The sequence below is a fragment of the Bacillus salipaludis genome, assembly GCF_030938565.1.
GTDB lineage: Bacteria > Bacillota > Bacilli > Bacillales > Cytobacillaceae > Neobacillus > Neobacillus salipaludis_A.
This window is the reverse complement of the sequence record NZ_JAVGVR010000001.1, coordinates 3897327-3923497: the sequence shown is the minus strand read 5'-3', so window position 1 is coordinate 3923497 and position 26171 is coordinate 3897327. Positions and strand designations below refer to the sequence as shown.

Annotated in this window: 27 protein-coding genes and 1 pseudogene; 18 read left to right on the top strand and 10 right to left on the bottom strand. The window is 36.5% G+C overall.

The window, feature by feature from the left end:
- The first annotated feature begins 71 nt into the window (after positions 1–71).
- Positions 72–341 carry a DUF1292 domain-containing protein gene (locus RCG21_RS19500; protein WP_133335253.1) on the top strand — a complete coding sequence of 90 codons (270 nt, stop codon included), beginning with the start codon at positions 72–74 and terminating at the stop codon, positions 339–341.
- Positions 342–392: 51 nt separating this feature from the next.
- Here RCG21_RS19500 and RCG21_RS19495 read toward each other — a convergent pair whose 3' ends face one another.
- From RCG21_RS19495 to RCG21_RS19480, 4 genes are all read right to left on the bottom strand, one after another.
- On the bottom strand, positions 393–1472 hold the full coding sequence (locus RCG21_RS19495; RefSeq protein WP_308913651.1) for a Ger(x)C family spore germination protein: 1080 nt from the start codon (positions 1470–1472) through the stop codon (positions 393–395).
- The gene (locus RCG21_RS19490; protein ID WP_308914283.1) at positions 1465–2544 is read right to left on the bottom strand and encodes a GerAB/ArcD/ProY family transporter; all 1080 of its coding nucleotides are present in this window, start codon (positions 2542–2544) and stop codon (positions 1465–1467) included. Before RCG21_RS19490 ends, RCG21_RS19495 begins: the two co-directional genes overlap by 8 nt.
- Positions 2545–2570: 26 nt before the next feature.
- A complete protein-coding gene (locus RCG21_RS19485; RefSeq protein ID WP_308913650.1) occupies positions 2571–4046 on the bottom strand; it encodes a spore germination protein in 1476 nt (491 codons plus the stop codon).
- A 167-nt stretch (positions 4047–4213) separates the two neighbouring features.
- Positions 4214–5503, bottom strand: coding sequence for an NCS2 family permease (locus RCG21_RS19480; protein ID WP_133335261.1), 1290 nt, complete (start codon positions 5501–5503; stop codon positions 4214–4216).
- Between the two features lie 252 nt (positions 5504–5755).
- Between RCG21_RS19480 and RCG21_RS19475 the strand changes: the two genes are divergently transcribed.
- Together RCG21_RS19475 and RCG21_RS19470 are read left to right on the top strand one after the other, a co-directional pair.
- A complete protein-coding gene (locus RCG21_RS19475) occupies positions 5756–6004 on the top strand; it encodes a hypothetical protein (protein ID WP_133335264.1) in 249 nt (82 codons plus the stop codon).
- 63 nt (positions 6005–6067) lie between these two features.
- Entirely contained in the window at positions 6068–6364 is a 297-nt protein-coding gene (locus RCG21_RS19470; protein WP_308913649.1) for a 4a-hydroxytetrahydrobiopterin dehydratase, read from the top strand.
- Positions 6365–6384: 20 nt separating this feature from the next.
- Here RCG21_RS19470 and RCG21_RS19465 read toward each other — a convergent pair whose 3' ends face one another.
- Positions 6385–7755: an aldehyde dehydrogenase gene (locus RCG21_RS19465; protein ID WP_308913648.1), complete on the bottom strand. Its 1371-nt coding sequence runs from the start codon at positions 7753–7755 to the stop codon at positions 6385–6387.
- Positions 7756–7972: 217 nt separating this feature from the next.
- Between RCG21_RS19465 and RCG21_RS19460 the strand changes: the two genes are divergently transcribed.
- The 4 genes from RCG21_RS19460 to RCG21_RS19445 all read left to right on the top strand — a co-directional run bounded on the left by RCG21_RS19460 (position 7973) and on the right by RCG21_RS19445 (position 10805).
- Positions 7973–8326, top strand: coding sequence for a hypothetical protein (locus RCG21_RS19460; RefSeq protein WP_308913647.1), 354 nt, complete (start codon positions 7973–7975; stop codon positions 8324–8326).
- Between the two features lie 109 nt (positions 8327–8435).
- A complete protein-coding gene (locus RCG21_RS19455) occupies positions 8436–8891 on the top strand; it encodes a hypothetical protein (RefSeq protein WP_308913646.1) in 456 nt (151 codons plus the stop codon).
- Between the two features lie 263 nt (positions 8892–9154).
- Positions 9155–10096, top strand: a complete 942-nt coding sequence (gene speB, locus RCG21_RS19450) for an agmatinase (RefSeq protein ID WP_133335274.1) — start codon at positions 9155–9157, stop codon at positions 10094–10096.
- A 127-nt stretch (positions 10097–10223) separates the two neighbouring features.
- Positions 10224–10805 (top strand): TetR/AcrR family transcriptional regulator, encoded by a 582-nt coding sequence (locus RCG21_RS19445; RefSeq protein WP_308913645.1) that lies wholly within the window; start codon positions 10224–10226, stop codon positions 10803–10805.
- 32 nt (positions 10806–10837) lie between these two features.
- On the opposite strand, the pseudogene RCG21_RS19440 reads toward RCG21_RS19445, so the two are convergent.
- A pseudogene (locus tag RCG21_RS19440) lies at positions 10838–11376 on the bottom strand (helix-turn-helix domain-containing protein).
- A gap of 241 nt (positions 11377–11617) precedes the next feature.
- Between RCG21_RS19440 and RCG21_RS19435 the strand changes: the two are divergent.
- The 5 genes from RCG21_RS19435 (at position 11618) to RCG21_RS19415 (ending at position 14945) form a co-directional block, all read left to right on the top strand.
- Positions 11618–12262 carry an alpha/beta hydrolase gene (locus RCG21_RS19435; RefSeq protein WP_133335278.1) on the top strand — a complete coding sequence of 215 codons (645 nt, stop codon included), beginning with the start codon at positions 11618–11620 and terminating at the stop codon, positions 12260–12262.
- A gap of 42 nt (positions 12263–12304) precedes the next feature.
- Positions 12305–12727, top strand: a complete 423-nt coding sequence (locus RCG21_RS19430; RefSeq protein WP_133335280.1) for a DoxX family protein — start codon at positions 12305–12307, stop codon at positions 12725–12727.
- Positions 12728–12778: 51 nt separating this feature from the next.
- Positions 12779–13558, top strand: coding sequence for a DODA-type extradiol aromatic ring-opening family dioxygenase (locus RCG21_RS19425; protein ID WP_133335282.1), 780 nt, complete (start codon positions 12779–12781; stop codon positions 13556–13558).
- A gap of 144 nt (positions 13559–13702) precedes the next feature.
- Positions 13703–14125: an OsmC family protein gene (locus RCG21_RS19420; protein WP_133335284.1), complete on the top strand. Its 423-nt coding sequence runs from the start codon at positions 13703–13705 to the stop codon at positions 14123–14125.
- A 25-nt stretch (positions 14126–14150) separates the two neighbouring features.
- Complete coding sequence (locus RCG21_RS19415) at positions 14151–14945, top strand: alpha/beta fold hydrolase (RefSeq protein WP_308913644.1); 795 nt, start codon at positions 14151–14153, stop codon at positions 14943–14945.
- A 42-nt stretch (positions 14946–14987) separates the two neighbouring features.
- Here RCG21_RS19415 and RCG21_RS19410 read toward each other — a convergent pair whose 3' ends face one another.
- Positions 14988–16142, bottom strand: a complete 1155-nt coding sequence (locus tag RCG21_RS19410) for a glycoside hydrolase family 18 protein (RefSeq protein WP_308913643.1) — start codon at positions 16140–16142, stop codon at positions 14988–14990.
- Between the two features lie 164 nt (positions 16143–16306).
- On the opposite strand from RCG21_RS19410, the gene pepF reads away from it, so the two are divergent.
- The 3 genes from pepF to pruA all read left to right on the top strand — a co-directional run bounded on the left by pepF (position 16307) and on the right by pruA (position 20808).
- Positions 16307–18094: an oligoendopeptidase F gene (gene pepF / locus RCG21_RS19405; RefSeq protein WP_308913642.1), complete on the top strand. Its 1788-nt coding sequence runs from the start codon at positions 16307–16309 to the stop codon at positions 18092–18094.
- Positions 18095–18214: 120 nt separating this feature from the next.
- Positions 18215–18790, top strand: a complete 576-nt coding sequence (locus tag RCG21_RS19400) for a GNAT family N-acetyltransferase (protein ID WP_308913641.1) — start codon at positions 18215–18217, stop codon at positions 18788–18790.
- A 386-nt stretch (positions 18791–19176) separates the two neighbouring features.
- Positions 19177–20808, top strand: coding sequence for an L-glutamate gamma-semialdehyde dehydrogenase (pruA, locus tag RCG21_RS19395; protein ID WP_308913640.1), 1632 nt, complete (start codon positions 19177–19179; stop codon positions 20806–20808).
- Between the two features lie 56 nt (positions 20809–20864).
- On the opposite strand, the gene RCG21_RS19390 is transcribed toward pruA, so the two are convergent.
- A complete protein-coding gene (locus tag RCG21_RS19390; RefSeq protein WP_308913639.1) occupies positions 20865–21806 on the bottom strand; it encodes an AEC family transporter in 942 nt (313 codons plus the stop codon).
- Positions 21807–22006: 200 nt separating this feature from the next.
- Here RCG21_RS19390 and RCG21_RS19385 point away from each other — a divergent pair, with 200 nt between their 5' ends.
- From RCG21_RS19385 to RCG21_RS19375, 3 genes are all read left to right on the top strand, one after another.
- Positions 22007–23371 (top strand): sigma-54 interaction domain-containing protein, encoded by a 1365-nt coding sequence (locus RCG21_RS19385; RefSeq protein ID WP_308913638.1) that lies wholly within the window; start codon positions 22007–22009, stop codon positions 23369–23371.
- Positions 23372–23492: 121 nt separating this feature from the next.
- Positions 23493–25088 (top strand): amidohydrolase, encoded by a 1596-nt coding sequence (locus RCG21_RS19380; protein ID WP_308913637.1) that lies wholly within the window; start codon positions 23493–23495, stop codon positions 25086–25088.
- A 72-nt stretch (positions 25089–25160) separates the two neighbouring features.
- Positions 25161–25310: a hypothetical protein gene (locus tag RCG21_RS19375; RefSeq protein WP_155925791.1), complete on the top strand. Its 150-nt coding sequence runs from the start codon at positions 25161–25163 to the stop codon at positions 25308–25310.
- Positions 25311–25340: 30 nt separating this feature from the next.
- Here RCG21_RS19375 and RCG21_RS19370 read toward each other — a convergent pair whose 3' ends face one another.
- Complete coding sequence (locus RCG21_RS19370) at positions 25341–25736, bottom strand: spore coat protein (RefSeq protein ID WP_308913636.1); 396 nt, start codon at positions 25734–25736, stop codon at positions 25341–25343.
- Positions 25737–25754: 18 nt separating this feature from the next.
- Complete coding sequence (locus tag RCG21_RS19365; RefSeq protein WP_133335324.1) at positions 25755–26045, bottom strand: ferritin-like domain-containing protein; 291 nt, start codon at positions 26043–26045, stop codon at positions 25755–25757.
- Between the last annotated feature and the right edge of the window lie 126 nt (positions 26046–26171).

Below are 26171 nucleotides of genomic sequence, written 5' to 3'. Positions count from 1 at the left end.
AGCATGGAATTTGTCCTGTTTTGGGATACTGTTTTTAAGACCAAATTGGAAAAAGAGAGGAGAATAACAAAATGGAAAAGGTTGAAGTAGGCGAAGTTTTTACGATTGGTGATACAGATGATGAGGAGCAAGAAGTTGAGGTATTGGGCGTTTTAACCATTGAAGGAACGGACTATGTAGCCGTCGGTTTTGTTGAAGACGTGAGGCAGGAAACCGAGGAAGATATCGATATTTTCTTCTTAAAAGTGGATGAGGACGGAGATTTATCAGCCATTGAAAGTGATGAAGAATTTACAAAGGTTTCTTATGCGTTTGAGAAATCTATGGATAAAGAGGATTAAAAAACAAAAAGAGGGGATAAAACCTCTCTTTTTGTTTTTTAAAGTTATGACTTAATCAACAGTACCGGTTTGTTTTATGTTAACCATGACATTTACCTGAACATTTGTGGAAGGATAGAGTGAATTCCATTTTTTTTCGTGAAATCCTCGATTGTGTTCTTTATATTTTGCACCAAAACCTATAGGATCAACACCATAATGTTGAAATTGGCGGATGATTTTTATTGCATTATTTTCTAATTGTCTCTCAATTTCTTTTTGAATTTCCTTTTTATTAATTTTGACCCATTCTTTCCTCGGTGAAGAGAACTCTTGAAGTCTGGTTTTCAATTTCAGATTAATTGTGAATTCTGGTTTACCTTTTCTTGTTATTACTTTGTATTTAGCTTTAGAAGCAAGATTATCAAGAAGCACCCTATCACCGTTTTTTAATATGAATTGGTGCATCCCATGTCTATATTTGTCAACCAAACATTTAAAAATGAATAAATCTTTCCAAAATAAAGGGAAAATATATCGATCATCTTTAAGAATAGCCATTCCAATTATTTTAATATTATCATCATCTTTTTTGATTAAAGGTAAATAGGGATCCTGTCCTTTTTGATAATATTGAAATAAAAAAGTTTGTAAATCAGTTTGAGGTATATTTCCAAATTGCATATTCTGATTTAGCATTTCTTGAATATAGATTGAAATATTTTCATTTTTGAAATTCTTCATTTGCAGCATTTCATGTGGATCGCCATCGACTATTCCAAGCTGGACTAGACTTCCTATAGAAGGATCCCGATTAAAAGTGTCAACGAGATCATTAATTCCTTTTTTTGCTAACGACTTACCGAAAAGTTGTATTCGCATCTGTCCACTTACGATTGGAAAACGTGTTTCGTTACTTATTTTGGTTCTAATTTCTTTACTAGATAACCCAAAGTTGGTTTTAGCTTCCGTGTAGGATTTATCTTTTTTAAAGGTGGAAAATACAAACGTTCCCTTTATTTCATTTTTTTTGGACAGATCATACCCAACACCTTGTGCCATATTGATTTCATTAACAATATAAGTTGGGAGAAAGGAACACCCTGCTAATAAAAAAATCAAAATTACCCATAGTACTAATCGATTAACCATTTTGCTTACCCCTTTTTAAGAAAGAAAAGATAATGAGGAGTATTGGGATATACCCATAAAATAACCAAAGATTCATTTGGATTACATATTTATCCAGTAATTCGATAAATAAGTCGTTTGAAAAATGACTAATAATGATAATTAAAAGGCTTATGTAAAGTAAGGTATACTTTTGCTTTATATTAAATATCCTTTTCAACCCTCTGCTTGCACACCATAATAAAAGTGAAAGTAATGCTGTGACAATGAGTAAATATAGTGAGATATATAGGTACTCAAATCTTTCTAAATAAGATAACTTTATTATTTTTGTTAATGATAACTCTGGCCAAATGGTTGTTTTAATCTGATCTTCACTATAAAAGGTAAAGGAAACAATTGAAGAAAGTGTATAAAGCAAAGTAGTAAAAAATACACCTAAATGAGCAAATTTTTTTGAATTTATTGGTTCTCGGATAAATGGATAATACATTAATAACGTCTCAGTCCCTGCTAATGTATACATTGAACTTTTGATTGAATCGGCCAAATCCCTGAAGGAGTGGTCCAGCACAGGCAGCAAATTTGAAAAATGAGCAATTTTTAATGGGAAAATATATAAAACGATTAATATAATTTGTGGAAAAATAAATGACATAAAAGAGACACCTACAACGACCCGAAAACCTCCAGATACACAATAATACACTAAAATTAAGATTAAAGTAGAAAGTATCCAAGAAGGCATAGTAGGAAACATCCATACTTGAATAATCCTTATAAATGCAAGAATAACGGATAAACTTGCGAGCCAATAATAGAACATAATAATAAAACTAAAAAAATTCCCCGAGAGTTTTCCAAATATACAATGATGTACATCAACAATATCTCCATTTGCCTTTTCCAATAATTTAAACGTCATCCATATAAATAGTTGTACTATGCACCCTGAAACTAATACACCAATCCAAGCATCATAGCCTGCCTTCTCGGCAATGGTCCTTTGGAAACTTAAAATGCCTACACCCACCTGTGAATTATAGACAATAAAAAAGACTAAATAAGGAGATACTTGATGCCTAATACTCACCTGCAATTGGAATACTCCTTTACGATTTATTCATAAAAATCATTCACCGGTTCTGGGTTCTTTTTAGTACCTGTCGATTTTATCTTTTTTTGCGGTCTCAAGTTTATAGGATATCTTTTTTGCATGGAAAAAGGCAGTCTAACCCATAAATCTTGAAACGCAGTAATCCGTATTGGATATTGGCTTAAATAGGGACGTCCTAGTGATGTTAACCTTAATAAATGCAATATTGTAAACTGGAAACCAAAAAACACCCCAAATAAACCGAACCATTGGGCAAGAAAAATAACTGGAAACTTAATAAATCGCACAGTGTTGCTAAATGTATAGACAGGAGATGTATAGGATGATAATGTCCCCAGTCCAACCAATATAAGCAATACATTACTAGTTAGTCCCGCTTCAACCACTGCTTGCCCGATAACGATACCACCGACAACACCAAGGGATTGGCCTATTTTCATTGGTAACCGAATACCTGCCTCTTTTACCATTTCAATCATTATTTCTAAAATAAATGCCTCTAAAAAAGGTGGGAAGGGGACGGAGGCTCTTGATCCAACAAGTGTTTCAAGTAAGCGTGCAGGGATTAATTCATAATGGTAGGTCATGATCGCAACATACATTGGACTTGCGAGCATGGATATGAAAATAGCAACCAGACGTAATAAGCGGAAGAAGTTTCCAATAATCCAAGGGTAACTGTAATCTTCCATGGCAATAAACGATTCCATAAACGTAACTGGAATAATAACCAGATTTGGTGAACCGTCCACTGCAATAATAATTTTTCCTTCTGATAGGCCTGCAGCAACTCTATCTGCTCTTTCAGTGGAAATCGATTGCGGAAACAAGGAATTTGAATTATCTTCAATCATCGAAGAGATATAGGAGCTGTCTTGAATATGATCATACTGAACATCATTTATTCTTTGAATTACCGTGTTTACATTTTCTTGGTCAGCAATTCCATCTATATATAGAACCGCTACTTTTGTTTTGGACAGTTCTCCAACCGTTATTTCCTTGACAAGCAAATTGGGTATCGGTAGTTTTTTTCGAATCAGATTAATATTGGAGTCTAATTCTTCGATAAAAGCCACTTGGGGACCAATAGCAGAAGCTTCCATAATTGGCAAACTAAAATCTCGGAATTTACTGTTGGCAATGTTGATTAATAAACATGCTTTATCATTTTTATTCTTATGAATAGCTATATAACCATTCATAAGGTTTTGAATGATTTCGTCAGAATCTTCTGTATAAATAATCTCTTGGACTGGAATCTTATTTTTTAATTCCTCTAATTCAAATCGATCCTCCAAAAAGGGTAATACATCTTTATGGAGGGTATCTGAAGAAATAAGTGTTCGATAGTATGAGAGCCAAAAAGGATTCGAAGCTTTTAACGAGGTGTGCCCGTGAACAAAGTCATTGGATTTGGATAAACATTCAATCCAGTTTTTAAACTCTTTTGGTGTGCCAAACGAATGATTGTTCATAGAAAAATTCCCTCAAAAAATTTTTTATCTTATTATGTGTAAATTGAGGACATTCATGCAAATATGTATAAAATTTTCCTGTGGGGCATAAAAAAGAGAATGAACCAGTAGAACTTAAAATCAAAATAAGATTAAGGGGACTTCCAAAAGAAAGTCCCCATTCTTAATTATCCAATTGAATGCAAAAGAAAATTTGTTAAAAATAAGAAAGAAATAATAAATATCGGTATTGATAATTGTTTGTGTTTATTTGTAAACAGCTTGACTAACGGATAAGCAATAAATCCGAAAGCAATTCCATCAACGATACTATAGGTTAACGGAATCATCAGGATGATTAAAAAAGCAGGAAATGCTTCTGTAAAATCCGTAAAGTCAATGTTGACAATATTTGTTAACATTAATCCGCCCAGAATAATCAATATTGGTGCGATCGCTGAATTTGGTACCAATTTGATCAAAGGCAGGAAGAAAAGGGACATTAAAATAAGGAAACCTGTTACAACAGAGGTTAAACCCGTTCTTCCACCAGCAGTAATTCCAGCAGCCGATTCAACCGTTGAAACCGGAGGGCTGGTACCTAAAAGTCCGCACAAAATTGCAGAAATGGAAACTGCACGCAATGCTTTACCATTTTTCTCAGGTGCCTTAAGCATCCCATCCACTTGGGAATGCAGGATTCCTATGTTCTCAAATACTAACACTAATGTAAGTGAGAAGGTTGCAGTCCAAAATGGGATCGTGGCAATTTTTCCAAAGTCAAAGCTCAAAAATACATTTCGATAATCGACTAATGAAATGAATCCTTTGTCCATATGTGAAAAATCAATCACACCTAAAAAATAGGATGTTAGTGTACCTAAAATGATACTAATTAAAAAATTCCCCGGAACCTTTTTTAAAAATAAAAACAAGGTAATCACTAGATTAATAATAGAAGCTAGCACTATCGGAGACGATAAGTCACCTAAAGCCACGAAATTATTCGGGTTCTCTACTATAAGGCCGCTTTTTTGCAGGCCGATAAAAGCGATAAACAAGCCAATTCCTACAGTGATAGCTTCCTTTAATGATGATGGAATCGATTTTGAAATAATCGAAGCTAATTTGGAAAAAGCGATAATCGCAAATAACACTCCGGAAACAACAACCGCTCCTAAAGCTTCCTGATAACTTAATCCCATCGATCCAACAAAGGTATACGTAAATAAGGCATTAATGCCCATTCCGGGAACAATCATTAATGGTGCATTTGGAACAAAGGCTGCGAGCAAGCATCCCACAAGCGAGGCAAATATGGTTGCAATGATTCCTGCTTCGAGCGGCATTCCTGAGTCATGCAAAATATGTCCATTTACTGCAATAATATAGACGATGGAAAAAAATGATGTAAACCCTGCCATAACCTCCTTTTTCAAATTTGTTTTGTGTTCTTTAAGCTTGAAAACTCCCTTCATTATTTATCACACTTTCGTATTCTCCCTCTCCCACCCGCATTTAGTATAATTCTATACTTATGCCGAAAAACATTATAACACATAAATGCAAAAGGAGAACTGGGAATTGAAAGGTTTTTAAAACATTTAACATAATAATCTGAAAAAGATAATTAAATATAAGGAGAGGGTTGTCTCCGAATATGGTAAAATTATGTATGTATAAATTTACCTGAGGCATACTATTAGTAAATGAGTAAAAGGAGTTCTCAAATGCTAATAGAAGAAGGAACAAAGTATCAAATTTCTCAAGGAATTCAAGGTAATTTCAATTCCGCCGAAACGATGACAATCACTAGTAATAATGGAGTTACAGTCCAATTTAGTCTCGGAGAAAACAAAGGTCGAGGTTCCATGCCTGTCGAACATTTATCCTACTTATTAAAAAAGGCAAACCTCACGCAAATTCCAAATAAACGGTTATTAATAAATTTAGAAAATAATGAAGAACAAATCAGCTAAAGAAATAAGACACTGCTTTCTTTTTATAAAGTAGTGTCTTTAATGTTTAAGGGGGAGAGGAAAATGGAAAAATTAAATGATCAGGAAATTCAAGAGAAATTAACGTCTGTTCCAAGTTGGAAGCTGACAGACACAAAATGGATTGAACGAAAGTATCGCTTCAATGAATATTTAAATGGTGTGGAGTTTGTTCAGCAAGTGGCCAACCTGTCAGAGAAGGTCAATCATCATCCGTTTATTTCCATTGATTATAAAATGGTTACGTTAAGGATTACTTCTTGGCATGCGAAAGGGTTAACGGCTTTAGATTTTGACTTAGCCAAAAAATATGATGAATTATTTATACAAATAAAAAGCTAAACCCAGCCATTTGGCTGGGTTTATTTTATAAACATTTTAATTTGTTTTAGAGCGTTTTTGCGGTTCGGATAGCGGAAGGGCAGATCAAAAGAGGTTGTTTGTTTTAGGACACTTTTTTCATGTGAAAAGACGTCAAAACTACCTTTCCCATGGTAGGCTCCAATCCCGCTTTCGCCAACGCCTCCAAAGGGCAGGTAGGGGGAACTGAGATGATAAACCGTATCGTTAATACAGCCGCCGCCGAATGAAATCTGATTTAAAATGAATGACTGAAATTCATTGCTTTCTGAAAAAAGGTAAAGGGATAGCGGCTTAGGCCGGGCATTTATTTTTTCAACCATTTTTTCGGCAATATCATATTCTAGGACAGGAAGGATGGGACCGAAAATTTCATCCTGCATAACGGAATCATTCCACGATATGTGATCAAGAATGGTAGGTTCAATGGTAAGTGATTTCATTTCCTGCTTTCCACCGTAGTAAACTTCTCCATTGGAAAGAAAACCAAGTAAGCGGTTAAAATGTCTCTCACTGACGATTTTTGTAAATGCTCCACTGTTAAATACATTGTTACTATACAGTTCTTCAATGGCGTTAACCAATGCGTTCAAGAATTCTTCCTTAATGTCACGATGAACATATAAATAATCAGGGGCCACACAGGTTTGTCCTGCATTTAAATATTTCCCCCACGCAATCCGTTTTGCTGCCAATTTTAGATTAGCATCCTTATGTATAATACAAGGACTTTTCCCACCCAATTCGAGTGTTACGGGAGTTAAATTTTTAGCAGCGGCTTCCATGATAACTTTACCGACCGAAACACTACCTGTGAAGAAGATATAATCAAAGTTTTCATTTAAAAGGGCCTTGCTTGTTTCAACGGCGCCTTCAACAACGGTGATATATTCTTCAGGAAAGGTTTGTCCGATTAATGTTGCCAATAGCTTTGAGGTTTGCGGCGTCAGCTCGGATGGCTTTAAAACAGCGCAATTTCCTGCTGCAATTGCTCCAATTAATGGGGCAATCGCAAGTTGGAATGGATAGTTCCATGGGGAAATAATTAAAGTTACACCGTACGGTTCTGGATAGATATAGCTTTTGGAACCAATTTGAGCAAGTGCTGGTTTTACTTTTCTGGGTTTGGCCCATTTTTTAACATGCCTAAGGGAGAAGCGAATCTCCTCTAGAACAATCCCAATTTCGGTTATATAGGAGTCAAATTCGCTTTTATTTAAATCTCTTTTTAAGGCGGCCATGATTTCCGTTTCATTTGTGCGGATCAACTGTCCCAGTGCCTGTAGGGCTTGAATTCGATAGGAAATTTCTTTTGTTTTCCCACTCTGAAAGAAAGTTCGCTGTTTTGTTAATAAATCATGATAATTTTCCAAAATCTCCACCACCTAACCTTGTAATGTTATTTTATCATATTGTTTTTGTGTATAGAAAAAGATGTAAAAGAGCAAAAGGTCGATAAAGGCCAAAATTCATCAGGGAAGCGAAGAATCGTCCTTCATAAGGTCGAAGCGGTCGGCTTATTAGAAATAAAACGGTCGATGAAGGCCAAAACTCATCAAGGAAGCAAAGGGAACGTCCTTCATAAGGTCGATGAAAGCCAAAACTCATCAAGGAAGCAAAGAAACAATCCTTCATAAGGTCGATGAAGGCCAAAATTCATCAAGGAAGCGAAGAAACGTCCTTCATAAGGTCGATGAAGGCCAAAACTCATCAAGGAAGCAAAGAAATGTCCTTCAAAAGGTCGATGAAGGCCAAAATTCATCAAGGAAGCGAAGAAACGTCCTTCATAAGGTCGATGAAGGCCAAAACTCATCAAGCAAGCGAAGAAACGTCCTTCATAAGGTCGATGAAGGCCAAAACTCATCAAGGAAGCGAAGGAACGTCCTTCATAAGGTCGATGAAGGCCAAAATTCATCAAGGAAGCAAAGGGAACGTCCTTCATAAGGTCGATGAAGGCCAAAATTCATCAAGGAAGCAAAGGGAACGTCCTTCAAAAGGTCGATGAAGGCCAAAATTCATCAGGGAAGCAAAGGGAACGTCCTTCATAAGGTCGATGAAAGCCAAAACTCATCAAGGAAGCGAAGAAACGTCCTTCATAAGGTCGATGAAGGCCAAAACTCATCAAGGAAGCGAAGAAACGTCCTTTAAAAGGTCGATGAAGGCAAAAATTCATCAAGGAAGCGAAGAAACGTCCTTCATAAGGTCGATGAAGGACAAATCTCATCAGGGGAGCGAAGAAATGTCCTTCATAAGGTCGATGAAAGCCAAAACTCATCAAGGAAGCAAAGAAACAATCCTTCATAAGGTCGATGAAGGCCAAAATTCATCAAGGAAGCGAAGAAACGTCCTTCATAAGGTCGATGAAGGCCAAAACTCATCAAGGAAGCAAAGAAATGTCCTTCAAAAGGTCGATGAAGGCCAAAACTCATCAAGGAAGCGAAGGAACGTACTTCATAAGGTCGATGAAGGCCAAAATTCATCAAGGAAGCAAAGGGAACGTCCTTCATAAGGTCGATGAAGGCCAAAACTCATCAAGGAAGCGAAGAAACGTCCTTCAAAAGGTCGATGAAGGCCAAAATTCATCAGGGAAGCAAAGAAACAATCCTTTATATGTTCGAAGCGGTCCGCTTATTAGAAATAAAACGGTATAGGTTGCCTTAAAATCTTAAAAATATTTTAAAAGAATTGTTTGACTATTCAATTCCTTCACCTTATAATTTAATTAAACTAACTACCGGTAGTTAATACTTAATTTTAAGGAGACAAATTATCATGAAATACCCATTAAGTCCTGATGTAAAACCAGAATTTTGTACAAGCGGAACGTTTATGCGATTACCAGTTGAACGAGAAAATGCGAAGTTAGCAATCATAGGGATGCCTTTTGATACAGCTGCTTCCTTTAAGGTCGGAGCACGTTTTGCACCGCAAGCTATTCGTCAGTCTTCGATGACATTATTTCCTTATCATCCAGTTCATAAGGTATTTCCTTTTGAAGATACGAATGCCATCGATGTTGGTGACATTTCAGTAGTTCCACATAATATCCATCGCAGCTATCAATTAATTGAAGCAGCAGTGTCTGATTTAATGAACAAAAATATTATTCCTATCGGTTTAGGTGGAGACCACTCTGTGACTTTAGCCAATCTCCGTGCTGCAGCTAAAAAGTATGGACCAGTGGCAATGATTCATTTTGATTCCCATACAGATACTTGGGACACTTATTATGATGAAAAATACTGGCACGGTTCACCATTTATTCGTGCTTATGAAGAAGGATTATTAATCCCAGAAAAAGTATTCCAGATTGGAATTAGAGGAACATTGAACGATCCGGGTGACTTAGATGCCAGCTATGAGTTAGGTTACAAAGTCGTTACTACTCCAGAACTTAGTGAACGTGGTTTTGCAGATGTTTTACGTGAGATGAAAGAAGTAATTGGTGACACACCATGTTTCTTAACATTTGACATTGATTTCGTTGATCCATCCTGTGCACCTGGAACAGGAACATTAGAAGTAGGCGGATTTAGTAGCCTTGAAACATTGAAAATGGTTCGCTCCTTAACTGATTTCAATTTTATCGGTTATGACTTGGTAGAGGTATTGCCATCTTATGACCCAACAGGAATTACCTCATTATTGGCAGCAACGCTTGTTCATGAATTTGCTAGTTTAGCAACCTTAAAGATTAAAAAAGAAACGGTATAAATCTTGAGAAAGTTCTGTTTTGGGCAAAACAGAACTTTTTTTTATGAAGGAAAACTGTCTCCTTTAGACTTTTCGTATCATTAGGGTTTATAATTGACGAAAGATGTAATTTTTTCGGGGGACAGTTATGACAAGAGATAAAATTATTGCAGCAGCATTATCACTTTTCGCAAAAAATGGATATGAAGGAACGAGCTTATCTGAAATTGCAAAGGCAGTGGGGATTCAAAAGCCTTCTATTTATAACCATTTCAAAAGTAAAGAAGAGATTTTTCTGACGATTTACAAGAATATTTTGATGTTTCATGTTCAAAAAATTAAAAATATCATGGATAGTATTAAAGGTTTAACAGCTGAAGAGCAGCTCCTTCAAATTCTTAAGGTAACTTTTGAATATTATATTGAGTTTGAGGATCAATCCACTTTTCTAAATAGAGCAATGGTTTTTCCTCCAGAGTCATTAAAGGAACAATTACACCATCAGTTTTTCCGTTCTGAAGAAGAAATGTCTGATATCTTTCGGACGCTTATTAGGGAAGGGATGGAAAAAGGGGAAATTCGCGAAGGGAATATCGAGGATTTCATCATGTCTTTCTATTGTTTAATTGACGGGATTTTCATTGAATTATCCTTTTATGGTGCTGAAAAGATGAAACCAAGGATTGCAAATATCTGGACAAACTTTTGGTATGGGCTTAAAAATGATTAACAGCTGCGGATATTCGCAGCTGTTTTTTCATCTTAAAACAAATCCCTCAGCTCTGTATCTGAATAAATCGAAATTAATACGACTGCTTTTGTGTCACCGATATTCTTAACAAAATGCGGGACACTTGCATTCCAGCTAAAGGAATCGCCTTCTTCTAAAATAATGGAATCCTCTCCCTGTTCCGCCAGGACTTTGCCTTCTAAGACCAAATGACATTCTTCCCCTTCATGCGCATTCGCTTCCCCCATTGACGCCCCAGGGGGAACTCCACACTCATCATTCGCAATCCGCCTTTTGATGAAATATGTTCGATTTTTAACGTATGAAAAGTTGTTTGCGAACGCTCATTTTTCCTCACTACCCGCATATGGTGTTCTTTTTTTAACAATAAATATGGCAATGGTACTTCCAGAAATTCAGCAATGGTTTGCAAGGTATTAATGGATGGGGAAGTGTTATTGTTTTCCACATTACTGATAAAACCTTTTGAAAGACCAGTACTTTCACACATTTGGGCAATGGTAATTTTTTTTCTCTTACGTATTGCGCGAATTTTTGAACCAATATCCAGAATAACCACCTCGTAAGTTTTCTAATAGGAAACATAATTATATATTAGCAAAAAAATAATTGACATTCTATATGCAATATTGTTATCTTATAAATAAATAATATTCATATTAGGAAATATTATTTCTTTTGAGTTTTGTAATATGAATTTAATATTATTATGTGGATACTAATGTTTTGGATTTTATATTCATAAATAGCCAACCTATTAGTAAAAGAAATAAATGAAAGGATGATCACTCATGAATTCACCGATGATTTATGAACTAAGAAGACCAAAACAAACAGACCCAAATAAAATCTATCCCGCCTTGTTTGTTATGCACGGAATCGGCAGCAATGAACAAAATATGTTGTCTTTAGTAGAGGGACTAGAAGAGAAGTTTTTCATTTTTAGTGTTCGGGGACATTTAACACAGCCGCCTGGCTATGCTTTCTTTACGATTGAAGGCTATGGAAAACCGCATCGATCGGTGTTTGATGAAGGAATTCGCAAGCTAACCAGCTTTATTGATTATGCTAGCGAACAATACCCAATTGATCCAAATCAATTGTATTTGCTTGGTTTTAGTCAAGGTGCAATTGTTTCGATGACGCTTGGTTTAACATTAGGCAATCGGATCAAAGGAATTATTGCACTCAGTGGATATATTCCTGGTTTCGTTAAAGAGGAGTATGATATCAAACCAGTCAATGACTTGTCTTTGTTTATTTCTCATGGTGATATGGATCAGGTTCTTCCATATGAATGGGGAGTGGCCAATGATGAATATTTCAGGGAGTTAGGTGCGGATGTTACGTTCAAAACCTATCATGAAGGACATACCGTTTCATTAATGAACCAGCAGGATTTTATGGAATGGATCATAAACAGTTTAAAGAATTAATTAGAAAAGAATTATAGTGGAAAAATAGAGGAGGAAGAAAAAATGATGAAGAAATATGAGGTTGGTACGATTATTTTACGTGTAATATTAGGGATAACATTTTTTATTCATGGGTTAGCTAAGTTCCAAGGCGGGATTGAAAATATTGTCGGCTGGTTTAGCAGTATGGGATTACCAGGATTCATGGCATATGTTGTAGCTTCTTTTGAAATCCTTGGAGGTATTCTACTTGTTATTGGTTTAGGAAGCAGAGTGGTTGCAGGATTATTTGTTTTGTTAATGGCTGGAGCAACGTTAAAAGTAAAATTAGCAGTAGGTTTTTTAGGAAATGGTCAAATGGCTGGTTATGAATTAGATCTTGCATTCCTTGCAATGGCAATCTTTATCGCAATCAATGGAAGCAAACTGTTTTCGCTCGATTCCCTAATTGTCAAAGGACAAAAAACGAATACAACATCACTTTAATAGGTGAAATCAGAATTTTATTTGGAAATTAAAAAGTGAGGAGGAAATAACATGATACCATCACTGTTTATTGCACACGGTGCACCGTTAATTGCAATTGAAAACAATGAGTATACCCAGTTTATTACCCAGTTGGGTCAATCGATGCCACGTCCAAAAGCGATTGTTGTTTTTTCTGCGCATTGGGAGTCAACTGATCAAAAAGTTAGTGAGGTTGATACGTATTCCACCATTTATGATTTTGGTGGTTTCGACCCGTCTTTATATACGATTCAATATCCCGCAAAAGGAAAATTAGAAATTGCTAAAGAAATTGAAGATTTATTTACCCAAAATGGAGTCCCTTTTCAAATTGAAACGACTCGCGGTTTAGATCATGGCGCTTGGGTAGTGCTTCGGCTGCTTTATCCAAATGCTGATATTCCTGTTATTGCGATGTCCGTTAATCCGAATCTTACACCAGAAGAGCAATATAAAATTGGTAAATCTTTAGCCGTTTTAAGAGAAAAGGATATTTTAGTTATTGGCAGCGGAGGGACCGTTCATAACCTAAGAGCAGTGAAGTGGGCCGACAATGGCGAAGTTGATTCGTGGGCACTGGAATTTGATGAGTGGTTAAGCTTACATTTGAAAAAATGGGATTTAGACTCTCTTTTCAATTATGAAAAGCTGGCTCCAAATGCACAATATGCAGTTCCTCCTTATGGAAATGAACACTTTGTTCCACTTTTTTATGCGATGGGTGCAGCGGATGATGCGAAAAAAGCTACCTTGCTTCATAGAAGTTTTCGTTACGGAAACCTCAGTCACAGTGTTTGGCAATTTGGATAATATTTATTGAAAACAGATCATATTGGTCTGTTTTTTCTTTTTTGAACAAAAAGATTAAAATGCAGGTCCAATAGGGACATTATTAAATAATTGTACTAATATGGTAAATGATTACTAATTTATATAACAGGGGGGTTCTAACCAATGAAGACAAAAATCGAGTGGACCGAGAAAATGGCGTTTTCCAGTACGACTCCATCAGGTCATGAAATCAAAATGGATGCAGCAGAAGAGGTAGGAGGAACAAATAGCGGGGCAAGACCTACAGAATTACTGTTAAATGCGGTTGCGGGCTGTACGGGGATTGATATTATCTCGATTTTGACAAAAATGCGTTTAAATCCAACTAAATTTCACATGGATGTCGAAGGTCAGCGGGCCGATGAACATCCGAAAAAATTTACTGAAATTCATATTCATTATGCATTAGAAGGGGACCTTTCTGAAGATAAGGTACTTCGCGCCATCCAGCTTTCTATGGATAAATATTGCTCCGTATCCCATTCATTAAGTGCGACCATTCATGCAAGTTATTCAATAAACGGTGGGGAAACAAAAAGTATTTAAATGGCTTTGAAAGGAATGTGACGTTATGATGGAGGTAAAATCTATTCAATTGAAAAATGGAACAATGGACTATATCGATGAAGGGAAAGGAATGCCCATTATTTTTCTCCATGGATTTTGTGGCAGCAGCCGTTATTGGGAGAAAGTCATTCCAAGTTTAGCGGAAAAATATCGGGTTATTGCTCCAGACCTCCCGGGGCATGGAGACACAACTATTTTTAAAGAAAATGATACGATTGAAGTCTTTGCTGATGTCATCAAGGAGTTTTTAGCCGAGTTAAATGTTGATAAGGTTACTATGTTTGGTCATTCACTCGGAGGTTACATAACGCTAGCTTTTGCGGAAAAGTATAGTGAACGGTTAAGTGGATTTTCACTAGTTCATTCCACGGCTTTTCCGGATTCTGATGACGCGAAAAAGGGTAGGGAAGCAAATGTTACAAAAGTCCAAGAGCTCGGAATTTCTGTTCTTATAGATGGATTAGTCCCTAAGCTATTTTCGCCTGAAAACGTCGAGAAAAATGCTGAATACGTTGATACGACGAGACAAATCGGGTATTCAACATCGCCTCATGGTGCAATGAGTACCCTTATTGCCATGAAAAACAGACCAAATCGTAATTATGTCTTAGAAGAGACGACACTTCCTGTCTTATTAATTGCTGGTGAAAAGGACCAGATTATACCGAAAGAAAATACCTTTTCTGTTACCAAATCCAATATTAAGCAGAGAATAATCACAGATTCAGGTCATATGAGTATGTATGAGAATCCGAATGAACTCATTTCTGAAATAGACAAATTCCTAATAGAAGTTTAAACAATAAAGCAGTTATCTCCCGAAAAGATAACTGCTTTGCTTTTACTGATAATACGTATATTGCTTTGATTCCATTAAAGTATCATAAATCGAGCTTGTCAAACTATCTTGACCTTTTGTATCATGACCTGCTTCCCACATCATCATGCCGCCGAAGCCATGGTCAAGAGCCAGTTTGGTTTTCAATTTCATCGTGGTTTCACCGTTATAGTAATAAGTGGTGCCATTCATTTGGACAACATTTTTCGTTGCATTTGCCGGATCTTTATGGACAATTGCGGCATAAGAAACCTGCTTAATTTTAGGATTAACTGGCTGTGCGTAAGCCGGGACACCCAAAACGAGCTTTTCGGTTGAAAGATGGTTTACTTTAAACAGGTTTGTCCAATAGTTAACGATTTTCTCCGTTAACGGGTAGGGAGACAAGTTGGACGCATGATAGCCGCCATCCCATTGTCCGTCATAAGCCATAATATTGACATGATCCGTATATTGGAACATCACAGGATTATAGACGATAAAACCAACAACCGTACCGGCTACAGCATGAATCTTAGAATTAACCGCCATGGATAGTTCTTTGTTTTCTGCATGTAATTTGTTGCTTAATTCTTTTGTGAATTTTGTTAAGTTTTCAGCATCAGCTGTCGAACGAGGAAATTCAAAGTCAATATCAATTCCATCAAGTTTTTCACGGTCTGCTAAACTAGTAAGTTCGCTCACAAGTTTTGTCCGGGAAGCTGGATTGGAAATCGCTGCTTTAAAATAATCATAGGATTCCCCGCCGTTCATATGATACCAGCCGCCTACTGCAACCATCGCTTTGACATGATGGCTATGTGCCTTTGAAACCATTGTTCGTAGATTGGTTAGGGCTGTTTTGCCATTGAGTTCAATGTTACCGTCCTTCATGGGATGGGCAAATGAAAAAATAACATGTGTGATTTTGGTGTAATCAACCACATTTGGATCACGAAAATCCTGTACATAGCTGATCAGCACGTTTGATTGCTGTTTTGGTTCTTCCCATTTAGGCAATGCCTTTTGTTCCGGCCTTACCGCCGATTTTGGTACTTGTTCTATTTTAAGCACTTTTGCTTGTTCTACCTTTTTATCAGAATATAAAATTCCCGAAATAAATCCTCCAATAAAAATGATTAAAAGTATAACGGTTAGGAGGATCAAGTGTTTTTTCATGGAGTCCAATTCCCCCCTTATAACTTCACTTATAAAATTGTAACAGAAAAAAAGCCGAATCAGGGCTGGTAATATCTAGTTCAAAACCGAAGTAAAATATTTTAAGTATTTCAATAAAAATGTGATAATAGTAAATAAGAAAATTGTGGTAAAGGAGTCCTAATATGACAACCTATACAAATAGAAAAGAAATTCCTCTAAATGAAAAATGGAATTTGGATGATTTATATGCAGGTCTAAGCAGCTGGGAAAATGATTATAAACAAATCGAAGAAATGGCTGAGAAGCTGAAGAAATTTGATGGAAACATTGTAGATGGGCAATCACTGTACCAATACCTAAAGTTGAGTGAAGAGTTATCTTTTGTTTTTAATAAATTATACGCGTTTGCAATGCTGAAAGTGGATGAGGATACAAGAGAGACCGCTTCTCAAGTCTTACAGGACAGAGCAAAACAGCTAAGTGTAAAGGTAAGTTCATCGACATCCTTTTTCATGCCATTTTTATTAAGCTTAGATGAGGAAACTTTAAACCATTACATTGCTTCAGAAGAGGGGCTTCAATACTTTAAAGAAGATTTATTAGAGTCATTCCGATATAAGCAACATGTTTTAAGTAAAGAGCAGGAGGAACTCCTTTCTCAATTGGGAGAGGCACTTTCCGTTCCGAGTCATACCTTTGGGATGATCAATAATGCAGATATTAAGTTTGGTGAGGTAACGATTGATAATGGGGAAAAAGTAGAATTAACGAGGGGGATGTATTCAAAATTAATTGAAGATGAGGATCGTGAAAAGCGAAGGGAGGCTTACAAGGCATACTATCAGCCATATGTTCAGTTGAAAAATTCGATTGCCTCGACGCTATCCGCTGCCATAAAAAATAATGTGAAGCTGGCAAAAATCCGTCAATATCCATCCGCTCTTGAGAAAGCGCTATTTGGTGATAAAGTGCCTAAAGAGGTATACGAAAATCTGATTCATACGACGAAAAATAATATTGCTCCGATGCATCGCTATACACAAATCCGCAAGGAGAAATTAATGCTTGATGAACTCCGCCAATATGATTTAAGTGTCCCACTCGTCAGCGGTGTAAAGCAAGTGATTTCCTATGAGGAAGCATTTGACATAATGTGTAAAGCATTAGCCCCTTTGGGTGAAAGTTATATCAGCATCCTTAAAGAGTTTAAAGATGGGAGATATATTGATGTTCGTGAAACACCGGGAAAGCGCTCTGGGGCTTATAATCTTGGTGTGTACGGTATCCATCCGTTTATCCTGCTGAATCATCAGGATGATTTGGACAGTTTGTTTACCTTAGCCCATGAATGCGGCCATGGAGTTCACAGCCGGTTGAGTTCAGAACATCAGCCGCAAATCACGGCTAGATATAGTATTTTTGTAGCGGAAGTAGCCTCCACTGTTAATGAAGTGTTGTTAATTAATTACTTATTAAACAATGAAAAGAATCCGAATTTACGAAAACATTTGCTTAATCATTTTATTGATCAATTTAAGGGTACCTACTTTACCCAGGTGATGTTTGCCGAGTTTGAAATGAGGACGCATGAAATGGCGGAAAAAGGGCAGCCATTAAATGTAGAGGTGTTTAATCAGCTTTATGAAGGCTTATTCCGCGAATATAATGGGGATGAGATTGTGTTTGATGAAGAAGTAAAGTATGGCTGGTCACGGATTCCACATTTTTATCGTCCGTTTTATGTTTACAAATATGCAACAGGATTTGCCTCCGCTATTCATTTAGCAACGAAGATTTTAGAAGGCGACCAGCAAACATTGGATTCCTATATCGAGTTTTTAAAGAGCGGCAGCTCCGATTATCCACTAGAATTATTGAAGAAAACCGGAGTGGATTTGACCACTCCATATCCAATCGAAAATTCCTTAAAACGGTTTGGGGAATTAGTGGAAGAGTTTTCGCAACTATAGAAAAAAGCCCACAACGTTTCTATTTAGTTGGAAACGTTGTGGGTTTTTTAGTATGAAAAATTTAAATCAACACATACTTCTTTTATTAGAGCATTGAAATCGATAATAAGGAGTACTATTATGCATTGGTATGAAAAATTAAATCAATATTTTCCCATTGAAGAGATGAAATCACGAGAACATATGGAAACCTTACTAAAGGAACGGTCTAATATTTATCATAAGGATGAGGGACCACTTCATGTAATGATGTATGCAGAGTTAGAGAATTTTCTCTTTATCGATTACCTCTTTGTTTCAAAAGATGCTCGGGGCCAAGGGCTTGGCCATAAACTTTTAGAAAAATTGAAACAGAAAGAAAAGCCAATTATTCTTGAAGTTGAGCCAGTCAATTATGAAGACAGTGATACTGAAAAAAGGCTGCATTTTTATAAGCGTGAAGGTTTTGAACATGCCACGTCAATTGGTTATCGAAGAAAGTCCTTAGCGACAGATGAGATAAATCAAATGGAAATCCTCTATTGGGCCCCTAATCAAGAGTCTGAGGAAATGATATTTGAGGCGATGAAAAAAACATATGATTTAATACATACCTATAAGGATAAACATTTTTATGGTGAATCCTATGAACCGGTTGACGAAGTCCTAACATTCAACGAAAATACAGAAAGCGAAAATATTTTTAACCAACTATAATGATGGATGAGGTTAACAGTTTCTATTCAAATAGACTGTTAACCATTTTTTTGCACAAATCCATAAAATGCAAATTTATTTTGCGCCAAAGAAATGATATAATATGATTTGTGCAAATGAATTTTGCACTAGAATGATAGAAAATCCATTAATCATGCAAAAATTGAAGTTGGCACAGAACTTGCATTATATCTTTACTGAACAACCAACATGGAGGTTTGCAAATTATATAACATACTGTATTTCAAGAATTATTCAAAATACAAAAAGTGTGGTTTCCTATTCGTAAGTAGCAAAAGAATAGAAGAAGTATGTTATAATTTGTCGGTAGAAGAAATTTCTATATTAAAGTAATAAATTTTTTAAACAGAAAGGAACGTGCAAGAATGACTAACGGAATTTTCAAAATCCCAACACCTAAAAATGAGCCTGGTAACACATATGCTCCAGGTACAAAAGAGCGAGAAACATTAAAAGCAGAATTAAAACGACAATCTGAAACAGTAGTCGATATCCCTGTGATTATAAATGGTGAAAATATTAAAACAGATACAGTGAAACAAGTAGTTATGCCACATGATCATCAACATGTTTTAGCAAACTATTCCCAAGCTGGGGAAGAAGAGCTTCGTGCTGCTGTAGAGGCGGCGATGGCTGCAAAAGAATCATGGGAAAATACTCCATGGGAACACCGTGCAGCTATTTTCTTAAAAGCTGCAGATTTAATTTCTGGTCCATACCGTGACGTAATGAATGCGGCTACGATGTTAGGACAGTCTAAAACCGCTATTCAAGCTGAAATCGATTCTGCACAAGAATTAGCAGATTTCTTACGTTTTGGCGTTGATTATGCAAATCAAATTTATCAAATTCAACCTGAAAGTATGAAGAATGTTTGGAATCGTTTAGATTACCGTGCATTAGATGGTTTTGTATTGGCTATTTCTCCATTTAACTTCACAGCAATTGGCGGGAACTTACCATCAGCTCCTGCAATGATGGGGAACGTTGTCGTTTGGAAACCAGCAACAACTTCTATTCTAGCAAACTACTACTTTATTCGTATCTTAGAAGAAGCAGGATTACCAAAAGGCGTAATTAACTTTGTACCTTCTCGTGGTTCACAAGTATCAGAAGTAGTATTAACAGATCCTCGTATGGCTGGATTCCACTTTACTGGATCAACAAGTACGTTCCAAACTATTTGGAAAACAGTGGGAGAAAACATTACAAACTATAAATCTTATCCTCGTTTAGTTGGGGAAACTGGTGGTAAAGACTTTGTATTTGCTCACGAAACAGCACAAGCAGATAAAGTAGTAGCAAATCTTGTTCGTGGTGCATTTGAATACCAAGGCCAAAAATGTTCTGCTGCTTCTCGTGCCTACATTCCAGCTAGCATGTGGGAAGAATTAAAAGCTGGTTTATTGGAAGAAACTGCGAAGCTTAAAGTAGGCGATGTCCGTGACTTTACAAACTTCATGGGTGCAGTAATTGATAAACCTGCTTTTGAATCCATTACAGGTTATATCGACTATGCAGCAGCTTCTGAAGAAGCAGAAATTATTGCTGGTGGTACGTATGATGATTCTGTTGGATATTTCGTACAACCGACAATCATTGTGACAACGAATCCAAATTTCAAAACAATGGTAGAGGAAATTTTTGGACCAGTTTTAACAATCTATGTATATGAAAATGATAAATTAGAAGAAACATTGGATGCGGCAGATACAGCGTCTATGTATGCCTTAACAGGTGCTATTTTTGCACAGGACCGTCAAGCAATTGCTCACTTAGAACGCCGTTTATCTGGTGCTGCTGGTAACTTCTATATCAATGATAAACCAACTGGTGCGATGATTAATCAACAACCATTTGGTGGTTCTCGTGGTTCTGGTACAAACGATAAAGCAGGTTCTGTCTTTAACATGATTCGTTGGACTAGTCCTCGTGTTATCAAAGAAAATTTTGCTCCAACAGCAGAAATTGCCTATCCATTTATGGATGCAGAATAATTTAAATGATCGATAAAAAATCCTCTTACCGTTTGAGCGGTAGGAGGATTTTTTTGTTAATATACACCAATTAAGTTGATTAAAAAGATCATGAGCGGAATCGTAGATAAAGAAATAATCGTCGATATGATAGTTGTCAGTGCACCCATTTCTTCGTCTGCAGAATATTTGGCAAATAGAATGGAAGCAAGGGTTAAGGTTGGCATCATCGACTGAATCAGAAGCGTTTGGATAATCTTTGGATTCAACTCAAAAAAATGGATAAACAAAGCAACTGAAAAGGGTAAAAGGATTAGTTTAACCATCAATGGGATCCACAAATGGTGCCCTTTTTCCCGTACCTTACCACGCTGAAGTGTCATGATCAGCATTCCAATATAAAACATTGCCAGCGGTGTTGCCAGGCCAGCTAGCTGTTCAGTCAAGTGAACAAAAAATGCTGGGGGCTTAAAATTAAAATAAGCGACAACCAAACCAACTACAATGGCAGCAGTAGGCATATTTAGCATTGATTTTAACGTTTGAAGAGCAAATTTTCTATTTTTCTGCAACATGATGACCCCGACTGTCCAAATCGTAAAATCTACTCCGGCATCAAATATGGCGGCATACAAAGCTGCTTCCGGACCAATCAAGGTGGCACATAACGGAATTCCGATAAATCCAGTATTTCCAAGTCCTGACATTAAGGCGATTTCTCGTTTTTTTGTTGAATCTCCTTGGAAAGTAATCGATAGAATCCATCCAAGGGCAATTCCGAGTAGATTAATGAAAATCGATAAACAAAAAACAATGAGCATCGATTTAAAAATTCCAGCATTCAAATCCACTTTAAAAATGCTGAAAAGTATCATGCAAGGCATGGCGATATTAACGATTAAATTAATAAACATCTTCCTTGTTTCGTCATTAAAGGAAAAAGTTTTAGATAGAAGGACGCCTATCAAAATCAATATGGTGATATTTAAGATTGATTGAAAGACGATTGAAAATTCCATATTCCACTTCCTTAATCCACGTAAAATAAACAGATGGATAATTACTGAATTATAATAATATTCACATAATACAGTAAATCTGTCTAGGTGTTTAAGTGGAGCAATTGCTTTTTTTATTGATTTTGTTTTGGAATGAATTGCTATATACTAAAGTAAATAAAAGCAAATCTTTTCTATTTAAAGTAAAAATAGGTGAAAAAATGAAGATTGATGTAAATAATTTTAAGCATTTAAAGGACTATGACAATATTTTGGTAACGGATGAGAACGGAACGATTATTTTCTATGACATGGCCGATCTAAAAGTTTTAAACGAGATGGGTGTTAGACCAGAAGAGTTTATGGGTAAGCATATTCTAAGTTCCTATCAAAATCTTACGTTTGAAAACAGTACGATTATTAACGTTTTAAAAAACGGAGAGGCCGTCTGTAATGTAAAGCAAGAATTAATTGTGAAAAATGGGAATACCCTTGTTCTTGTAAGTTCTACCTATCCGATTAAAGTTCACGATAAAATCATTGGTGCCATCGAGTTTTCTAAACATTATTATTCAAGAGAAAATATACAATCCTTGGAAAAGTTCGCAAGCCACAAAGTCTTTCGAAAAAACAATACAATCTATACGATTGAAAATATGATTACCGCAAATCCAAATATGAAAGCGATTAAAAATAAAATTGGGAAAATCGCTAAAACAAACTCCACGGTTTTAATCTATGGTAAAACAGGGACTGGAAAAGAATTGGTTTCCCAGTCTATTCATAATTTAAGCGACCGGTTCAGCGGTCCCTTTATATCTCTTAACTGTGGTGCGATTCCACCCAACTTGATGGAAAGTACCTTGTTTGGAACCGTTAAAGGAAGTTTCACCGGGGCAGTGGACATGCCGGGGGTATTTGAACAAGCCAATAGCGGGACATTATTTTTGGATGAAATCAATTCACTTGATTTTTACCTGCAGGTTAAACTTCTAAAGGCAATTGAGGAAAAGATGATTAGAAGAATTGGCGGGACAAAAAATATGAATGTAGACATTAGGGTGATTTCTGCCACCAATGAAGACCCTGATTTGTTAGTTTCTGAAAAGCGGCTAAGAGAAGATCTTTATTACCGTTTGGGTGTTGTACAAATTGATTTGCCAACCTTAGCCGAACGGCAAGAGGATATTGAAAAACTGATTAAATACTATATTGATTTTTACAATAATAACATGAATATACACATTGAGGGTGTTGAGCCTGAGGTATTGGAGTGTTTTAAAAAGTATCAATGGCCAGGGAATATAAGGGAACTTAAAAATGCGGTCGAAACTGCTTTTAATAATGTCACCTCTTCTATTATTACAATGGAAGATATTCCGAAGAGAATTCGTGAAAATAAAGAAACACCAGTACCTATTGGCACAGAGAATTTTGATCATCTGAAAGAGGCGGTCGAACATTTTGAAAAAGAAATGATTCAAAGGCAACTAACCAATATGAACGGAAAACTAACGGACGCTGCAAAACGATTGGGTGTCTCCAAACAATTATTGAAATACAAAATGGAGAAATATAAATTATGATGACAAAACGGCTAATAAAAATCTTAGTCGTTTTTTTCTGAATAATAAATCATTATATACCTTTCGTTTCTTGTTTTATTATATAATATATAATATACGGTTTTTCGAGGAGGAAATTTCGATGGCAAAGACCATTTTCACGAATGGAGTATTTTATACACTTGATTCAGAGAATCCAGTGGTGGAAACAGTGGTAGTTGAGGACGGTAGAATTGTAGATTTAGGTTCACATCAGGATATGCAATTGAAATGGGGCAGACACAGTGTACCTACTATTGATTTACAAGGAAAAATGGTTACTCCAGGATTAATTGACAGCCACTTACATTTATCAGGGGTTGCGTTTAACTTTTTAGACTTGGATTTGACAGGCGTGAAGTCGAAAAAAGCAATGCTTGAAAAAATCAGAGAGAAAGCAAGTACCGTTGCACCGGGAAGCTGGCTAGTCGGAATGGGATGGGATGAAAATCTCTTTGAAGATGGAACAACCCCAACGATTGAAGAACTTGATTATGCAGCACCGCATTGCCCGATTTATTTAAAAAGAATTTGCCACCATGCTTTTTTAGTCAATAGCAAGGCCATGGAAAGATCCAATTATTTTTCTTCAATGGAAATTCCGATGGGTGGCAGTATTATCTTGGATCCGATTACAAAAAAACCAACTGGACTAATATTAGAAACAGCTTCGAAATTGTTTACGAACCACATACCAGAAAAAACATATGAAGAGTTAAAACATGGCTTAGGTCAAGCTATGAAATTCGCAGTGAAAAAAGGTTTAACGAGTGCTCATACAAATGACCCACTTTACTTTGGCGGCATTGATCAAACCTATAGATTGTACGATGAGTTGATTAATCAGGAACAATTTGGATTACGCTGCAATTTACTGATTGATTATCCTTTTCTTAAAGATTTAAAAGAAAGAGGGATGTCCGCTGGCTATGGCAATGATAAATTGCGGATTGGCGCGATAAAGATTTTTGCTGATGGTGCATTCGGAAGAAGAACCGCTTTACTTTCGAAGCCATACCAGGATGCTCCTGGACAATTTGGCGAGGCGATGCATGATCAGGAAACCCTTTATCAAATGGTAAAGGATTCCCGTGAATATTCGATGCCAATTGCTGTTCACACGATTGGTGATAAGGCATTGGAAAATGTCTTAGATATACTGGATCAGTTCCCAGCGGTGAACCATCGTGATCGAATAATCCACGTATCGCTTGTTCGCGAAGATTTGATTCAGCGTTTAGCGAATCACAGCCGGATTGCAGATATTCAACCACGATTCGTGGTCGGAGATTACCCTTGGATTAAAGAGCGGCTTGGTATAGAACGTGAGCAGTATTTATATGCTTGGAAATCCTTACTTTCAAGTGGAGTTTTGTGTGCCGGAGGTTCGGATGCACCGGTAGAACCGGTTGACCCATTGCTTGGAATTCACTCGGCGGTAACGCGCAGAGCACCACAGGATCAGCATGAAGGATGGAATGTAAAAGAAAAGTTATCCATGCTTGAAGCGATTCAAGTGTTTACAATTGGCGGTGCCTATGCAACCTCCGAAGAGAATAAAAAGGGAACTCTTTCAAGGGGAAAACTAGCGGATATGACGGTGTTTTCGAAAAATCTTTTTGAAATCCAACATCCAGATGAATTGTTGGATACTACAATTGAAATGACGATGATTGATGGAAAGATTCAAGAGGTTTAGCTATAAATACTTGATTTAATTTAATAAATTTTAGCCATACTAGAAAGGAGCATGAATAGGGAGGTTGATAGCATGTTCGAGGATTTCTTTGGTGATTTTAAAAATTTGTGGGCTGGAAAACCTATCGATGACATTGATATAGAAGAATTTTATCGTTTGGAGTCCAAGCATACAAGAATTCGCCATGATGAGGATTTGCGAGAAGTTATTCGTGTTCATTAAATTTGTGCGTTTCTTTAAAAAAGCCCGGTATCAATTTACCGGGCTTATATCATTGTACGGGAACTGTGAGGAATAGTTGTTAAACTGTTGATACGCCTGATCCAGTTTTTGTTGTTCTTCGGCTTCGAGTTTGTACCAACCGCTTTGAAACATTAAATGATAGAACTCTCGGCAGCTTTGGTGGGTTTCGTTTAGAATTTGAAGTAAGTCGTTATGTAACTGCTGATGACTTGCTTCCCGAATTGCAATATTCAAACTGTCCGTTATATATTTACAAGTGCTTAGGCCGTCATTCAGAAAGTCGCGGTCGTTCATTTCTGGTCCTTTTACTTTGGGCAATTCACCCGTTTGCGGGTTTGCGATTTGATTTGGGTTTTGTGACTGCTGGCTTTGTTGATTTTGCTGAGCTTGTTGATTCTGCATCATTCCACATAAACCTCCTTACTAAATTTGTGATTGTTGCATTTGTTGTGTTTGCTGTGGTTTCGGGATACTTGCCATCGCCATATTGTTATTAACCTGAAGGTGAGTAAGCAATCTTTGATAATGATTTTGATGCATTCTCCCTGCTTTATCGAGTGCCTGTTTAAATTGTGGATTGGTTGCTTGTTGGGCGAGATGATGAAATTTCTTAAAAGCCAAAAGTTCCCAAGATAGCACGTCTTTAATGTAAAGAAGGTCCTTAGTTGTAATTGCCCTTGGAGGAAAGGGAATAGGTGGTTGATTATTTTGCATGACAAAAACTCCTTTCAACTTTTGTTTCTATCTATAGACTTCACCAATACACACCGTTTTATGAAATGTGCTTGAAAAGAACTTCTTTTCTACGACTTTTTGCTTAATTTAAGAGAAATTTGTCGA

Coding starts and splice junctions, on each gene's coding strand:
- RCG21_RS19420 (WP_133335284.1), top strand. CDS start 13,703: ATGAAGACAAAAATCGAGTGGACCGAGAAAATGGCGTTTTCCAGTACG.
- RCG21_RS19460 (WP_308913647.1), top strand. CDS start 7,973: ATGAAAGCCAAAACTCATCAAGGAAGCAAAGAAACAATCCTTCATAAG.
- RCG21_RS19365 (WP_133335324.1), bottom strand. CDS start 26,045: ATGCAAAATAATCAACCACCTATTCCCTTTCCTCCAAGGGCAATTACA.
- RCG21_RS19455 (WP_308913646.1), top strand. CDS start 8,436: ATGAAAGCCAAAACTCATCAAGGAAGCGAAGAAACGTCCTTCATAAGG.
- RCG21_RS19390 (WP_308913639.1), bottom strand. CDS start 21,806: ATGGAATTTTCAATCGTCTTTCAATCAATCTTAAATATCACCATATTG.
- RCG21_RS19485 (WP_308913650.1), bottom strand. CDS start 4,046: ATGAACAATCATTCGTTTGGCACACCAAAAGAGTTTAAAAACTGGATT.
- RCG21_RS19430 (WP_133335280.1), top strand. CDS start 12,305: ATGATGAAGAAATATGAGGTTGGTACGATTATTTTACGTGTAATATTA.
- RCG21_RS19435 (WP_133335278.1), top strand. CDS start 11,618: ATGAATTCACCGATGATTTATGAACTAAGAAGACCAAAACAAACAGAC.
- RCG21_RS19375 (WP_155925791.1), top strand. CDS start 25,161: ATGTTCGAGGATTTCTTTGGTGATTTTAAAAATTTGTGGGCTGGAAAA.
- speB (WP_133335274.1), top strand. CDS start 9,155: ATGAAATACCCATTAAGTCCTGATGTAAAACCAGAATTTTGTACAAGC.
- RCG21_RS19445 (WP_308913645.1), top strand. CDS start 10,224: ATGACAAGAGATAAAATTATTGCAGCAGCATTATCACTTTTCGCAAAA.
- RCG21_RS19480 (WP_133335261.1), bottom strand. CDS start 5,503: ATGAAGGGAGTTTTCAAGCTTAAAGAACACAAAACAAATTTGAAAAAG.
- RCG21_RS19370 (WP_308913636.1), bottom strand. CDS start 25,736: ATGATGCAGAATCAACAAGCTCAGCAAAATCAACAAAGCCAGCAGTCA.
- RCG21_RS19425 (WP_133335282.1), top strand. CDS start 12,779: ATGATACCATCACTGTTTATTGCACACGGTGCACCGTTAATTGCAATT.
- RCG21_RS19410 (WP_308913643.1), bottom strand. CDS start 16,142: ATGAAAAAACACTTGATCCTCCTAACCGTTATACTTTTAATCATTTTT.
- RCG21_RS19470 (WP_308913649.1), top strand. CDS start 6,068: ATGGAAAAATTAAATGATCAGGAAATTCAAGAGAAATTAACGTCTGTT.
- RCG21_RS19380 (WP_308913637.1), top strand. CDS start 23,493: ATGGCAAAGACCATTTTCACGAATGGAGTATTTTATACACTTGATTCA.
- RCG21_RS19400 (WP_308913641.1), top strand. CDS start 18,215: ATGCATTGGTATGAAAAATTAAATCAATATTTTCCCATTGAAGAGATG.
- RCG21_RS19385 (WP_308913638.1), top strand. CDS start 22,007: ATGAAGATTGATGTAAATAATTTTAAGCATTTAAAGGACTATGACAAT.
- RCG21_RS19495 (WP_308913651.1), bottom strand. CDS start 1,472: ATGGTTAATCGATTAGTACTATGGGTAATTTTGATTTTTTTATTAGCA.
- RCG21_RS19475 (WP_133335264.1), top strand. CDS start 5,756: ATGCTAATAGAAGAAGGAACAAAGTATCAAATTTCTCAAGGAATTCAA.
- pepF (WP_308913642.1), top strand. CDS start 16,307: ATGACAACCTATACAAATAGAAAAGAAATTCCTCTAAATGAAAAATGG.
- pruA (WP_308913640.1), top strand. CDS start 19,177: ATGACTAACGGAATTTTCAAAATCCCAACACCTAAAAATGAGCCTGGT.
- RCG21_RS19500 (WP_133335253.1), top strand. CDS start 72: ATGGAAAAGGTTGAAGTAGGCGAAGTTTTTACGATTGGTGATACAGAT.
- RCG21_RS19415 (WP_308913644.1), top strand. CDS start 14,151: ATGATGGAGGTAAAATCTATTCAATTGAAAAATGGAACAATGGACTAT.